This window comes from Candidatus Poriferisocius sp. (assembly GCF_965208475.1).
Taxonomy (GTDB): domain Bacteria; phylum Actinomycetota; class Acidimicrobiia; order Acidimicrobiales; family Bin134; genus Poriferisocius.
On the sequence record NZ_OZ242338.1, the window covers coordinates 1,024,444 to 1,037,158 of the forward strand.

Sequence of the window (12,715 nt, forward strand, 5' to 3'; positions counted from 1 at the left end):
TGCGAGCTCAACAGAACTCCTCCCGGCGCTCTTGGCACTCGTCGTTTTCCGGCTCGCCGCGAATGGCGAGGACGCATCCGCGGGAGGTGATCGCGCCGTCCTCGCTCACGCCGAAATCGGCTTCTTTCCAGTCCGAACGGTCGCGGGCGTGCTCGTCCACCGAGAAGAAGTCAGCCCCCGCGGGATCCTCGGTAAACCAGGTGAGGATGTCGCCGTCGAAGTCGTCGTCCTTGTCGGCGGGAAGCAGCTCGGCGCTTACGAAGAACTCGCCGTCGGCCCGCTCGTGGGCGCGACCGTGGCGCAGCATCCCGTCCTCGGTAAGGCCCGCGTCCAGCGTCTCCATGGTGGCGATGAGCGCGACGTCGCATCCCGAGGAGTCGATCGATGGCCCTGCGCATGCGGCGAGGATTGGGGCGGCCAGGGCGACGATCACCGCAAGGCCGGCGCTCTGGCGCCCAGCGGGAATGGTCGTGGTCGCTTTGGGTGGGCTTGCCGCTGCCTCGGTCATCTCTGCCCGCTCCGATCTCGATGCGTACCGGGACAGATGCCGCCGCACCGGTGCGCCACCCTGTTGTGCAGGGCTATGAGCCGTACTCAGACGTAAACATTACGTCGTCGCGGGCGGCGCCCCGTTGGACGCCAACGAGATTTGGGCTAGGAGTCGGGAGAGTCGTCGGTGCCGAGTTCGTCGGCGATCTCACGCAGACGCTCGACGGCGGTCTCGTCGTCTAACTCCCCGAGATAGGCGGGGAGCTTGATCCCCACCTGGGCGGCTAGATCGTGGATGGGGGGCAGGGAGCCGGCTAGGCCGGACAGGAAGTTGGCGGTGCTGTTGCCGGAATTGCCGTCGCTGCCGCCGGAGTCCCACACCGTGATCTGGTCGATCTTCAGGTTGGAGATGGCCTTGACCTGCTCGGCCACCAGGGTCGGCATCTGCTCGGCGATCAGCAGCAAAGCAGCTAGCTGGGGATTGCCGCCGGCGTTGTCCACCAGCGCCCCAAGACCCTCGGCCCGTCGGGTGAGTAGGGCCAGCAAGCCCAGCGCCTCGGCCTCCATGAGCAGGCGCTGGCCGTCGGCTTCGCCGCCCTTGACAAGCCTGATGCGGTCGGCCTCGGCCTCGGCCAGGGTGCGGACCCGCTCCCTCTCCACCTCGGCGGGCACCACGATGTCGGCTTCCTGCGATGCCTTGTCACGAGAGGCCCTGGCCTGCTCGGCTTGGCCTTCGGCGGCAAACGACTCCTCAGCGGCTCGGGCCTGGGTGACCCGTTCGGCGGTGACCGCGGCCCGCTCGGCTTCGGCCTCCTGCTGGCGGCGCTCGCCGTCCGACTGGGCGATCACCACCTGGGATTCGTTCTCCCCCTCGGTGGCGGTGGCATTGGCCTGGGCTACTTTGATGCGCCGCTCCCTCTGGGCCTCGGCCGCGCCGATGTCGCCGTCGCGCTCTTGCTCGGCCACCTTTATCTTGGCCTCGTTGATGGCACGGGCGGCCGCTTCCCGGCCCAGGGCATCGATGTAGCCCGACTCGTCGGTGATGTCCTGGATGTTGACGTTGATGAGCCGCAGGCCCACTTTGCGCAACTCGATCTCCAGCGACTCTGTGATGTTGGTGATCAGCTTCTCCCGATCGGCGTTGATCTCCTCGATGGGCATGGTGGCGATGACCACCCGCATCTGGCCGAAGATGATGTCCCGGGCCAGGTTCTCGATCTCAACCAGGCTCAGCCCCAATAACCGCTCGGCGGCGTTTTGCATCACACCGGGCTCGGTGGAGATGCCCACCGTGAAAGTGGCCGGCGTGTTGACCCGAATATTCTGCTGGGACAGGGCGCCTTGGAGCTTTATCTCGATGGGGATGGGGGTGAGGTCCAAAAAGGCATAGCCCTGGACAACGGGCCACACCAACGCGCCTCCGCCGTGGAGGCATCGGGCCGACTGACCCTCTCCGCCTATCCGACCGTAGATAACCAGCACGCGGTCGGATGGGCATCGCTTGTAGCGGGAGGAAACCCACAGCAAGGCGATGAGAAGAATGACAATTAGGCCGGCAACAAGGGCTATAGCAGCCATCAACGAGTCCTTTCGGGTTTATCCAGGTATGAGTTACAGGGGTTCGACGAGGACGGTGGACTGATCCACCACAGAAATCACGGTGACACGGGTCTGAGCCGGGAGATCGCTGTCGGAGTCGGTGTAGGCATCGATCACTCGGAGCCGTCCTTGGATGAGGATTTCGACTTTGCCAGGCATGGAGCGGTTGGCCGGGATTGGGAGGTACACGGTGCCGACAATGCCGACCGCGCTCTGGTAGTCGACCGAGCCGCTCTCCTCCATCTGGGAGAACTTCCGCCACATGTAGGCCACGGCGAAGAAGACCGCCAGCCCCACTGCGATGGCCACGATCACCGAGACCTGGGTGGAGCTGTCCGCCTCCTTCATCAATACGCCGGTCCAGCCGAAAGCGAAGAAGAACGCCGTTAGGCTCCGCAAGGACAAGAACCCCGTTCCCGCCCCCTCGTCGTCTAGGTCGATATCGAGGTCGGAACCGACGCCGAAGCCCAATAGGAGAAGCTGGAGAATGAGAAAGACGCCGGCGATGATGCCGATCAGATAGAACACCTGGAGGTCGCCGGTCAGACCTTCCCACCAGTCACCCATCTGTCAGACCTTCCTAACTCGTCGTCCTGTGCGCACTCCGGCATGGGATATGCGCTTCGGGCCTACATGAGGGGCATCCTACCGGCGTTGCAGTGGATTTACCCCTGCCCCTCCCCCAAAGCCTCTTGCAGGGCAAATGGGCTTTGAATGACCGAATGCCGTGTTCGGCGTGGCAAAGTCTCCCCATGGCCGAAGCCAAGGTTCGCTGGACCCACCAGTGGAAAGAGCTCTACGAGGAGGTCATCGACTCGGGGCTGTGTACCGGCTGCGCCGGCTGCGTGATCGCCTGCCCCCACGACGTGATCGGCTACAAACACGAGCCGGGCCAGTACAAGCCCTTCCATCTCGAAGAAGAGCTTGGCCTGTCCGACTGCATCCATGGCCAGAAGGGGTGTACTTCCTGCACCCGGGCCTGCCCTCGGTTCCGCACCTGGGAGGCTGAGGCCGATGAACACCTGTTCGGCCGCATCCGCACCGAGGACGAGGTGTCGGGCATCTACAGCGATATCTTGCTGGTGCGGGCATCGGACGAATATGTGTACGAATTGGGCCAGGATGGCGGGCTGGTGTCGGCCATCTTGATCTGGTGCCTGGAAAACGATGTGATCGACGGCGCCCTCACCTCATTTCTGGAGGGAGGCGACGAAGATGGTTGGAAGGCGGTTCCCGGGCTGGCCGTCAACCGGGAGGATGTGCTGCGGGGCGCAGGCAGCCGTTACACCTACTCGGCCAACCCGCTGGCCTACCGGGAGGCCAAAGAGCAGGGGCTCCAGAGGCTGGCCTTGGTGGGCATGAGCTGCCAGAGCTCCATCGGCCCGGTGATGTGGAACCGCAAGGTGGGCAAGGTGGGCCGTCCCATCAAGCTGAACATCGGGCTCTTGTGCTCCAAGACCTTCGACGACTCAATGTTCGAGGAGCTGTTCTGGGTGAAGTACGGTCTGCCCACCGACCAGATCGCCAAAATGAACGTCAAGGGAGCGTTCCAGGTGTGGATGAAGAACGGCGACTACCACGAGATCAATCTCAAAGAGTGCCACGCTTGGACTCGGGAGGGATGCAACCTCTGCCCCGACTTCGCCGCAGAGCACGCAGACATCTCCACCGGCGGCATCGGCGACGCCACCGACTGGACCCTCACTGTGGTCCGCACCGAGCTGGGCCGGGCCGTCATCAACGCCATGCTGGAACACGGGGTGATCCAGGCTCGGCCGGGAGACGACGACCCGGGAGCGGTGGCCCTCATGCACAAGCTCGCCGCCAAGAGCCGCCAGCGCTGGCCCGGCTGGGCCGAGAGCGCAGTCCGGTTGGGGGTCTGAGCCCCGTCTGGACGCCGGCGTCGCGCCGGGCCGGCTAGATCCCGGACTCCTCCAGGATGCACCGGCGCATGATCAGGTTCACCTGTTCAGTCAGGTCGGCGTTGATGTTGCTGCGGAGGTCGTCGTCAAGCTCCTTGAACTCCTCAAAGGTCAGCGCGTCTCTGATCTTGTCGAATCCGCACTTGCACACCTCGGCCAGGTTGGCTCTCACCTGCTCGTCTAGATCATTGCGGCCTGCCTCTTCGCAGCCGTCGCGGAAGTTGCGCTCGGCCTGGCCGACGTCGGGCTCGCCTCGGTAGTCGGCGGGGTTGTCGGCATAAGAGGTGGGGGCGCCGGAATTGCCGCAGGCGGCGGCCACCAGAATCAAGGCGACCACCACTGCTAGCAAACGGGCTCTCATCACGGCCTCAACGGTATCGCCCCATTCCCGGCGGTCGCGAACCAATCCCGGCCTTACGCCGAGTCGGCCATCTCCAACGCCCGAGCGAACACGTCGTCGAGCATGTCGGGGGTGAGCCGACCGGTGAAGGTGTTCTGCTGACTCACGTGGTAAGAGCACACCACGACGCGGCCGCCGGGGGCGGCTGCCTCAAGGCCGTGGGCGAACTTGGGCCGAGGCCTCACTCGCAGTTCGGCGGCCACTGCTGCGTAGCCGATGGCCCCCAAGGCCACGAACACCCGGGCCCGGCTCAACAAGGCCAGCTCGCGAACCAGAAACGGGCGGCATGCGTCCCGCTCGGCCGGGGTCGGTTTGTTCTGGGGAGGCGCGCACCGCACCGGTGCGGTGATGTACACGTTGTTCAGCTCCAACCCGTCTTCCCTATGGGAGGAGTTGGACTGGTTGGCCAGGCCCATCCGGTGCAGCGAGGCATAAAGGAAGTCGCCCGACCGGTCGCCGGTGAACATGCGACCGGTGCGGTTGGCCCCATGGGCCGCGGGGGCCAGTCCCACCACCACGATACGGGCCTCAGGATCGCCGAATCCTGGCACTGGCCGACCCCAGTACGTCCAATCCCGGTATGAGGCCCGCTTGACCTCGGCAACCTCCTCCCGCCAGGCCACCAGCCGGGGACAGGCCCGGCAGGCGGTCACATCGGTGGCCAACTCGTCAAATGAATCCATTCAAGGCAAGCTAGAGGACGAGCGAATAAGTCACCGGCAATGTGAGAGAGCAATGGCCGGCGACGCTTGGCGAGCGGCACTTCCCGACAAGGAAGAGAATCCACAAGGCAAATGACCAGCAAGACCGGAAAGCCCACCCTGGTGCTGTTCGTGCGCCACGGTCAGACCCCCACCACCGGCGCCGTGCTGCCCGGGCGGGCGCCGGGCCTGCACCTCAGCGACCGGGGCCGGGAGCAGGCCGATCAGGCTGCGGCCCGCATTGCCGCTTTGGGGGCCGAGCGCATCGGGGCGGTGTATGCGTCTCCCATGGAGCGGGCACGTGAGACCGCTGCGCCCATCGCCCGGGCGGTGGGACGCCGGGTGCGGGTGCTAGACAGCCTCAACGAGTGCGATTTCGGTCGATGGACCGGCCGCCGGCTCGCTGACCTGCGCCGCCGGCGCGATTGGCGCCAGGTGCAGCACAACCCCAGCGGCTTCCGCTTTCCCGGCGGAGAGTCTTTCGCTGAGATGCAAGCCAGGATCACCGGCGCGGCGCAGTCGCTGGCCGCACGCCACTCCGGCGCCACCGTGGTGGCGGTGTCGCACGCCGACACCATCAAAGCCGCGGTGTCGCACGCCTCAGGCGCCCACCTGGACATGTTCCAGAGGATCACAGTGTCCCCCTGCTCGATCACCGCCATTCTCTATGGCGCCGACGGCCCGCTAGTGCTGGCCGTGAACAGCACTGCCGACTTGAAATCGCTGGTCCCGTCATGAGTGCCTCTTTCGACCTGGACGGCCTCGAGCACTTCACGGTGGGCACCATCGGCCCTCCCGGCCAGCGGGTTTTCTACCTTCAGGCGGGGGTCACCGGCACGCTGGTAACGCTGAAGTTGGAGAAACAGCAGGTGGCCGCGTTGGCCGAGTATCTGGCTGGGGCGCTGCGGGAGATCGCCGACGATCCTGATGCCATCTTGCCCGAAGCCGATTTAGGCCTGATCGACCCGGTGGAAGCCGAATGGGCCGTGGGCGACATCGGCATCGGCTATGACGCAGACGCCGACCGCCTGCTGATCATGGCCACCGAGGTGCCGTCCCAAGACGACCCCGGCGAACCGGCCACCGCCCGGTTCCACATCACCCGAGGCCAGGTTGCCGGGTTCGTGGCCCGCGCCCGAGAGGTGGTGAGCGCCGGTCGGCCCCCCTGCCGCTACTGCGGGGCTCCGCTCAACGACGACGGCGGCTGGTGTGCCTGCTCCAACTAGCGGACCATCTCCAGTGAACACCCCTGAACCCCGAACCGAGTCGCCGTTCCGGGAGCGGCCCCCGATTTCCGACGATGCGGCCGTCGACCTGCTGCGTGCCGGTGAACTAGACGTGCTGGGGCGGATGCCGTGGAGTTCCAACATGACTTTCTTGGTCGACGTTCACGCTCCCGGCGCCCCCGTCGTCCAAGGCGTGTACAAGCCAGTGCGGGGCGAGCGACCGCTTTGGGATTTCCCCGCCGGACTGCACAAGCGGGAAATCGCCGCCTTCGAACTGTCGCGAGCATTGGGCTGGGGGCTGATCCCCCCCACCGTCAGGCGAGATGGACCGCTGGGCGAGGGTTCGGTGCAACTCTACGTGCCCACCGACTACGACGAGCACTACTTCACCCTGCGGGAAGAGCCCGCTCACCATCGGTGGTTCCAGCGGCTCTGCGCGTTCGACTTCATCATCAACAGCACCGACCGCAAGGGCGGCCACATACTGCTCGGCGACGACGGGCGTCTCTACGCCGTCGACAACGGACTGTCGTTCCACTGCGAGTTCAAACTGCGCACCGTGATCTGGGAATGGGCCGGCGATCCCCTTCCCGCTGAACTGGCCGACGACCTGGCCCGCCTGCTCGACGAGGGCCTGCCCACCGAGGTGGCCGGCCTGCTCACTCTGCTGGAGCGAGATGCCCTGCTGACCCGGTGGGGCGCACTGGTAGGAGAAGCCCGGTTCCCCACCGACCCCAGCGGCCGCCGCCACCCATGGCCTTTGGTTTGAGACCGCGTCAGGCGCGGGCTTGCAGCGCTTCGATCAGCTTGGGCAGCACCTTGTGTACGTCGCCGACAACGCCGAGGTCGGCGATGCCGAAAATGGGGGCCTCGGCGTCCTTGTTGATGGCGATGATGTTCTTGGAGCCCTTCATTCCCACCATGTGCTGGGTGGCCCCGGAGATACCGCAGGCCACGTAAACGTCGGGCTTGACCACCTTGCCGGTCTGGCCCACCTGATGGGAGTAGGGCACCCAGCCGGCGTCCACGATGGCACGCGACGCGCCCGCCGCTCCCCCGAGGAGCTTGGCCAGATCCTCGATCATGGCGTACTTCTCGGCCTCGCCCAACCCCCGTCCGCCGGAGACCACCACGCCGGCCTCGTCCAGCTTGGGCCCGCTGGATTCCTCGGCGAAGCGGTCGACCACCCGGGCTGCCCCGGTGGCGCCCAGATCGGGTACCGGCAGCGCCGATATCGCCGCTGGGGCTCCTCCGTTCTCCTCTGCGGCGAACGATTTGGGGCGGACTAGGAACAGGCCGACGCCCGGCCGGTTGAAACAGGTGCTGACGTTGACCGTGCCGCCGAAAACCGGCTCGGTGCCGACCAATGCTCCGTCGGCTCGTTCCAGCTCGACGATGTTGGTGATAACCGACGAGCCCAGCTTCACCGAGAGCCGTCCGGCCACGTCTCTGCCGTCGTAAGTTGTGCCGAACAGCACCGCGTCGGGGCCTCCTCCCCCTTCGATGGCCGCCGCGATGGCCGAAGCCACCGCCGGCCCGGCCAGGCCGTCACCCAGATCGCCGGTGGCGTGCACCGTGGTTGCCCCGTGGGCGCCGAGTTCGGCAGCCACCGGCTCGCCGGCCGCGCCCACCACTGCTTCCACGGTGTCGGCCAACTCGCGGGCCCTGGTCAACAACTCCAGGCTGATCGAGGCGACCTTGCCGCCCGAGGCCTCAGCAAACACCCAGATGGTTCCCATACTGCCTCCTAGCGTCCTGTCCTGGCTCCTAGACGATCCTGAGTTCTTCGAGCAGGGTGATGATGCGCTCATGGGCGTCGCCGTCGTCGGTGATGATCTCGCCGGCCTCACGCTCGGGAGCAGGGCTGACATCGGTGATCTCCTGGCCGCCGCCGGCCCAGCCCACCTGGTCGGCTTCGATGCCGAGGTCGCCGATCCCCACCTGGTCCATCGGCTTGGACTTGGCCGCCATAATGCCCTTGAACGACGGGTACCGGGGCTCGACCACCCCGGCGGTCACCGAGACCACCGCGGGCAGCGGGCATCGCACCTCGTCGTAGCCGGCCTCGGTCTGGCGCTTCACCACCACCTCGCCGCCATCGGCTTGGATCTCCTTGGCGAAGGTGACCGACGGCAGGCCCAGCAGCTCGGCCACCTGCTCGGGAACGGTGCCGGTGTAGCCGTCGGACGACTCGGTGGCGGCCAAAATCAGGTCGGCCTGGGCTCGTCCGATGGCCGCAGCCAGCACTCGGGCTGTGCCGAGTGCATCGGTTCCGGCCAGGGCCTCGTCGCTGACCAGAATGGCCTTGTCGGCGCCCATGGCCAATGCCGAGCGCAGCCCGTTGACCTCTTCGTGGGGGGCCATCGACACCAGGGTCACCTCGCCCTCGCCGGCGGCGTCGCGCAGCTGGAGGGCCATTTCCACGCCGTAGGAGTCCGATTCGTCCATGATGAGCTTCATGTCCCGCTTGAGGGTGTTGGTTGCGGGGTCTAGCTGTCCGGGATCGGCCGGATCGGGGATTTGCTTTACACAGACGACGATGTCCATAGCGCACAAGTCTCCCACCACACCTCTGGCGCGCAAAACCAAACGCGGGGGAACTGGGGCTCTCGCGAGGAGGGCCGCTTTTGACTCTGATGGGCAGGCAGTAGCGTTGACAGCCTGAAACTCCTGCTTCTCGTCAACCCCCACGCTTCGTCAGTCACCGCCCGCACCCAGGTGGTAATCCAAAAGGCACTGGCCGCCGACCATGATGTGACGCTGGCCAAGACCCACCGGCGGGGGCATGCCTCTCGCCTGGCCCATGGGGCGGTGGCCGACGGGTGCGATGTGGTGGCGGTGCTGGGGGGCGACGGAACCCTGAATGAGGCCATCAACGGTCTGGCCGCCTCCGACGTGGCGCTGGCCCCCCTGCCGGGTGGATCGACCAACGTTTTCGCCCGCTCCATAGGGCTGCCCGACGACCCGGTGGAGGCTGCCGCCATGCTGTTGGAGACTCTGGCCGCCGGGCGCATAGAGCGGATAGGACTGGGTCAGGTGAACGGGAGATATTTCCTGTTCCATGCCGGGGTGGGCTACGACGCCGCGGTTGTGCAGCAGGTCGAGCGCCGGGCCGGGCTGAAGCGTTACGCCAACCACGCACTGTTCGCCTTCGCAGCGGTCGACACCTGGATGCGCCACTACGACCGGTCGCAACCCCGGTTCACCGTCTACCACGCCGATGGGGAGGCGGTACCCGGCCAGTTCGCCATCTGCCTCAACACCGACCCCTACACCTATCTGGGGTCGCGTCCCTTCAAGGTGATGCCCGACACCACCCTGGATGCCCCCCTGGCCCTCGTGACCCTGCGCTCGCTGCGTGCCGGCAGGCTTCTCCGTACCGCGGCCAGCGCCCTCGGCTACGGCCCTCCGGTCACCGCACATCGCCACGTCCACTCCCGTGCCGATGTGACCAGCGCCGTCGTGGCCAGCGACACCCCGTTCCCCTACCAACTCGACGGCGACTATCTCGGCGAAACCACCCGCCTGGAGTTCCACCATTCCCCCCAGGCCCTCGCCCTGGCCTTGCCGGTGGGGTGACGGGCATCAGGGAATCAGCCCCTTCTGATATGCCCAGGCAAAGAACTCCTTTCCGTTTACCGGCAGCCGCATGTCAGTTGCCCGCAAGTCATCAACCAGGTTCTCTGCCTCGGACCTATCGAGGATTCCTGACTGGACTCCCTGGGCAACCAGCCACATCGAATCTTGAACCAATCTCCCGTCGCGTTGGGCCAAACGGCTGCCAGCACGCTCGTCGATAACCGCCACGCCACCATGAACGCTTGTCCAGGCCAACACGGCGGCTTCGCCGGTATTCTCATGCGGCCCTCCGCCAAGTTCTGACTTGTAGCGAGCAAACGCTGCCAGTTCGCGAAATTCGGCGATCTCTATCGGTTCAAGCCATGGCACTACCAAGGCTTCGGCAATATCCGGGAACGCCACCATACCTTTGACGATTTCCTCGCGAACTTCTACAGGAACGAAGCACCGATAGCCATGGACCAGTTCCTCCAGCGTATTCAGCTTTCCGGCGCGGGCGAAGTGGCTAAGTGGCGAGTTGTCGAATACGAGGAACTGTGTCACGCTTCGAGTTCGAACACATTCCGATAAGCCTCAAGTGGAATGTCGTCTTGAGGTGGCAGCCCTATGCGATCGACGGTTCCCCACAAAAGCTCGGTAGCGCGAGCAGCGGTGAGTTTTCCCCTTCGGTACGCCGTAAGAACTTTCCTGCCGTACTGGGGGGGTACGGCAGGTGGATCGAGTTCAGATACCCAATGTTCTCCTAGCTCAATGAAGTCCGCCCCAGACGGTGGTTGACCCGCAAGCTCTTCGCGGATTCCAGCATCGATTACACCGATATTGCGGAGCTGCGCGCACACCGCCGTCCAACTCAACCGGTAGCGAACCGCGGCCGCAACCGCCGTAAGCCGATAGTTAGTCCTGAACTCTGACCAAAGAGCGTCGGCATCAAGGCGCGGCAACAACAGGTGGATTGCAAAAGCGTTGATCAGCCTCTCCTGCTCGTCTTGAGGTGATAGTCCAATCTCCGGTGCATAGGCGTCCATGAAAACATGGTGGCCGAGTTCATGCGCGAGGTTGAATCTGCGTCGCCCCGGCTCAGACGCGCCATTTATTACTGCGACCCCAACTTCTCCAACCTCCACATATGCGGCATCTCCTCCGTTCCTGCCGAGGTCAAGGGAAAATGTGAATAGCCCCACTTGTTCCGCCTGTGCCTGAAGTTCCAACAATGGGCCACTTGGCATCCCAAGGTGTTGACGCAACTTGATCGCTGCCTGTTCGGCACTCTGGATCGTGGACGGCGGGTCGAGTTCGAACCTCGTCAGGAGAGGTAGTTCTCCCTCGCTCGCGAGAAAATCTATGTCGCGGGCGATCCGCTCTACTCTTGTGTCGAGAATTCTCGACTGGCCGCCGACCAGTGGATCAGATCGTCGGCTGACCACTGCTGGCGGCGAGGGAACAAAGAACCAATCAACCGGTCGGTCAAGTGCTTCAGCAAGCGCCACAAGCTCTGTCGCTCCCAGCTTGCGCGTTCCTTTCTCAATCTTCGCGATTACCGTTCGGCCCAAGCCCGTTTTCGAAGCAACCTGCTCTTGGGTCAGCCCCACGAGATCACGGGCCTCAGCAATACGAGCACTTAACTGGACTTCCTCGGCCATTTCCTCCATTGTGCGATATTAGCACAATGGAGGGCAATCCGTGGCACCAATGTCCGATACCATGCCCGCTAGCCGGAGATACAACAGCGCCTACGAACTCAGACCCCCGCCCAAACCCTACGCCCACCCGCGACCTTGGCAATCCAAACCCGACACGGCCACCCGACACACCGAACCGTTTCCCACAGCAGGAACCAGCACTGGACGCCCGGTCAACCGCCAACCGGTGCTACTGAGCTGAGGCCGGCATCTAGGGGCAGGGAGCCACGATATGAACGAATCGGCAACTCAGGGGATGGACTTGCCGGATCCAGGTTCGGCGCTTGGCCTCAAGTTGAAGAGCCTAGCCGTTTGGGATTGCGTAGCTGCTTGCCCTAGCTCAAGACTTCGCGGGCGATGTCGGGCACGTCGGTGATGACGGCGTCGGCGCCCATGGCGGCCAGTTGGGTGATTTGGTCGGGGTCGTTGACGGTCCAGACGTTGACCTCTAGGCCGGCGGCATGAGCGGCCTCCACCAGGGCCTGGCTGGTGGAGGCCACATAGGGATGAATTGCTGTATGGCCAGCAGAGGCCACCCGGTCGACCAACAGGTCGGGAGCCAGTACCTCGAAGGTCAGGTAGGCGGTGGGAATCCCGGGGTCGATGGCCCTGATGCGGTTGAGGGCTTCCATGTCGAACGACGAGACGATTACCCCGCCGCCGTGGTCGCCGATGCCCCAGCCCAGAACCAATCCGGCCACCGCGGCCGACACCTGGTGCTCAGTGTCATAGTCGGGGTCACCGGGTGCGCTCTTGATCTCGATGTTGATGACGAACTCCCGCTCGGCGGTCGGATTCCGGCACACTTCCATGACCTCGGCCAGTGTCGGCACCCAGTCGGGCAATTCATCGTCTTGCAGGTCGATGATGGCCCGGCCGTCGGGCAGATGAGCGTCGTGGTGAGCTACCAGCACCTCGTTGGCCGTCCTCCTGACGTCGAGCTCCACACCGTCGGCGTTCAGCCGCACTGCGGCCCGAAATGCCTCTAGCGTGTTCTCCCTCTCAGCCGCCGACGCCCCCCGATGGGCGATCACCCTCACGGCAGCAATCTTGCCAACTCGGTGACGAAACCCATATTCACAACACCAACACGGCTACCAGAAGCCAACACATTCCCCAA

At 64.8% G+C, this 12,715-nt stretch carries 15 protein-coding genes; 5 read left to right on the plus strand and 10 right to left on the minus strand.

Features of this window, described 5'->3' with window-relative positions:
- Positions 1-7 precede the first annotated feature (7 nt).
- The 3 genes from ACOGXA_RS04715 to ACOGXA_RS04725 all read right to left on the minus strand — a co-directional run bounded on the left by ACOGXA_RS04715 (position 8) and on the right by ACOGXA_RS04725 (position 2,655).
- Positions 8-508, minus strand: coding sequence for a hypothetical protein (locus ACOGXA_RS04715; RefSeq protein ID WP_419926127.1), 501 nt, complete (start codon positions 506-508; stop codon positions 8-10).
- Positions 509-654: 146 nt separating this feature from the next.
- Positions 655-2,067: a flotillin family protein gene (locus ACOGXA_RS04720; protein ID WP_419926128.1), complete on the minus strand. Its 1,413-nt coding sequence runs from the start codon at positions 2,065-2,067 to the stop codon at positions 655-657.
- 33 nt (positions 2,068-2,100) lie between these two features.
- Entirely contained in the window at positions 2,101-2,655 is a 555-nt protein-coding gene (locus ACOGXA_RS04725; RefSeq protein ID WP_419926129.1) for a hypothetical protein, read from the minus strand.
- 185 nt (positions 2,656-2,840) lie between these two features.
- Here ACOGXA_RS04725 and ACOGXA_RS04730 point away from each other — a divergent pair, with 185 nt between their 5' ends.
- Positions 2,841-3,971, plus strand: coding sequence for a Coenzyme F420 hydrogenase/dehydrogenase, beta subunit C-terminal domain (locus tag ACOGXA_RS04730; RefSeq protein ID WP_419926130.1), 1,131 nt, complete (start codon positions 2,841-2,843; stop codon positions 3,969-3,971).
- 34 nt (positions 3,972-4,005) lie between these two features.
- On the opposite strand, the gene ACOGXA_RS04735 is transcribed toward ACOGXA_RS04730, so the two are convergent.
- On the minus strand, positions 4,006-4,371 hold the full coding sequence (locus ACOGXA_RS04735) for a hypothetical protein (RefSeq protein ID WP_419926131.1): 366 nt from the start codon (positions 4,369-4,371) through the stop codon (positions 4,006-4,008).
- 53 nt (positions 4,372-4,424) lie between these two features.
- Complete coding sequence (locus tag ACOGXA_RS04740) at positions 4,425-5,093, minus strand: uracil-DNA glycosylase (protein ID WP_419926132.1); 669 nt, start codon at positions 5,091-5,093, stop codon at positions 4,425-4,427.
- A gap of 111 nt (positions 5,094-5,204) precedes the next feature.
- On the opposite strand from ACOGXA_RS04740, the gene ACOGXA_RS04745 reads away from it, so the two are divergent.
- Genes ACOGXA_RS04745 through ACOGXA_RS04755 form a run of 3 tightly spaced genes read left to right on the plus strand, consistent with a single transcriptional unit; the run spans position 5,205 to position 7,106 of the window.
- Positions 5,205-5,849, plus strand: coding sequence for an MSMEG_4193 family putative phosphomutase (locus tag ACOGXA_RS04745; RefSeq protein ID WP_419926133.1), 645 nt, complete (start codon positions 5,205-5,207; stop codon positions 5,847-5,849).
- Positions 5,846-6,337 (plus strand): DUF3090 family protein, encoded by a 492-nt coding sequence (locus tag ACOGXA_RS04750; RefSeq protein WP_419926134.1) that lies wholly within the window; start codon positions 5,846-5,848, stop codon positions 6,335-6,337. The genes ACOGXA_RS04745 and ACOGXA_RS04750 overlap by 4 nt, the downstream gene beginning before the upstream one ends.
- 13 nt (positions 6,338-6,350) lie before the next feature.
- A complete protein-coding gene (locus ACOGXA_RS04755; protein ID WP_419926135.1) occupies positions 6,351-7,106 on the plus strand; it encodes an SCO1664 family protein in 756 nt (251 codons plus the stop codon).
- A 7-nt stretch (positions 7,107-7,113) separates the two neighbouring features.
- Here ACOGXA_RS04755 and ACOGXA_RS04760 read toward each other — a convergent pair whose 3' ends face one another.
- Both ACOGXA_RS04760 and ACOGXA_RS04765 read right to left on the minus strand, forming a co-directional pair.
- Positions 7,114-8,076 (minus strand): electron transfer flavoprotein subunit alpha/FixB family protein, encoded by a 963-nt coding sequence (locus ACOGXA_RS04760; RefSeq protein ID WP_419926136.1) that lies wholly within the window; start codon positions 8,074-8,076, stop codon positions 7,114-7,116.
- A 28-nt stretch (positions 8,077-8,104) separates the two neighbouring features.
- Positions 8,105-8,884, minus strand: coding sequence for an electron transfer flavoprotein subunit beta/FixA family protein (locus tag ACOGXA_RS04765; protein ID WP_419926137.1), 780 nt, complete (start codon positions 8,882-8,884; stop codon positions 8,105-8,107).
- Between the two features lie 171 nt (positions 8,885-9,055).
- Between ACOGXA_RS04765 and ACOGXA_RS04770 the strand changes: the two genes are divergently transcribed.
- Positions 9,056-9,916, plus strand: a complete 861-nt coding sequence (locus ACOGXA_RS04770) for a diacylglycerol/lipid kinase family protein (RefSeq protein WP_419926138.1) — start codon at positions 9,056-9,058, stop codon at positions 9,914-9,916.
- A gap of 6 nt (positions 9,917-9,922) precedes the next feature.
- Here the strand turns inward: ACOGXA_RS04770 and ACOGXA_RS04775 are convergent, their stop codons facing one another.
- The 3 genes from ACOGXA_RS04775 to ACOGXA_RS04785 form a co-directional block, all read right to left on the minus strand.
- A complete protein-coding gene (locus ACOGXA_RS04775) occupies positions 9,923-10,459 on the minus strand; it encodes a hypothetical protein (RefSeq protein ID WP_419926139.1) in 537 nt (178 codons plus the stop codon).
- Positions 10,456-11,565: a helix-turn-helix domain-containing protein gene (locus ACOGXA_RS04780; RefSeq protein ID WP_419926140.1), complete on the minus strand. Its 1,110-nt coding sequence runs from the start codon at positions 11,563-11,565 to the stop codon at positions 10,456-10,458. The genes ACOGXA_RS04775 and ACOGXA_RS04780 overlap by 4 nt, the downstream gene beginning before the upstream one ends.
- A 365-nt stretch (positions 11,566-11,930) precedes the next feature.
- Complete coding sequence (locus ACOGXA_RS04785) at positions 11,931-12,635, minus strand: glycerophosphodiester phosphodiesterase (protein ID WP_419926141.1); 705 nt, start codon at positions 12,633-12,635, stop codon at positions 11,931-11,933.
- Positions 12,636-12,715: the final 80 nt, after the last annotated feature.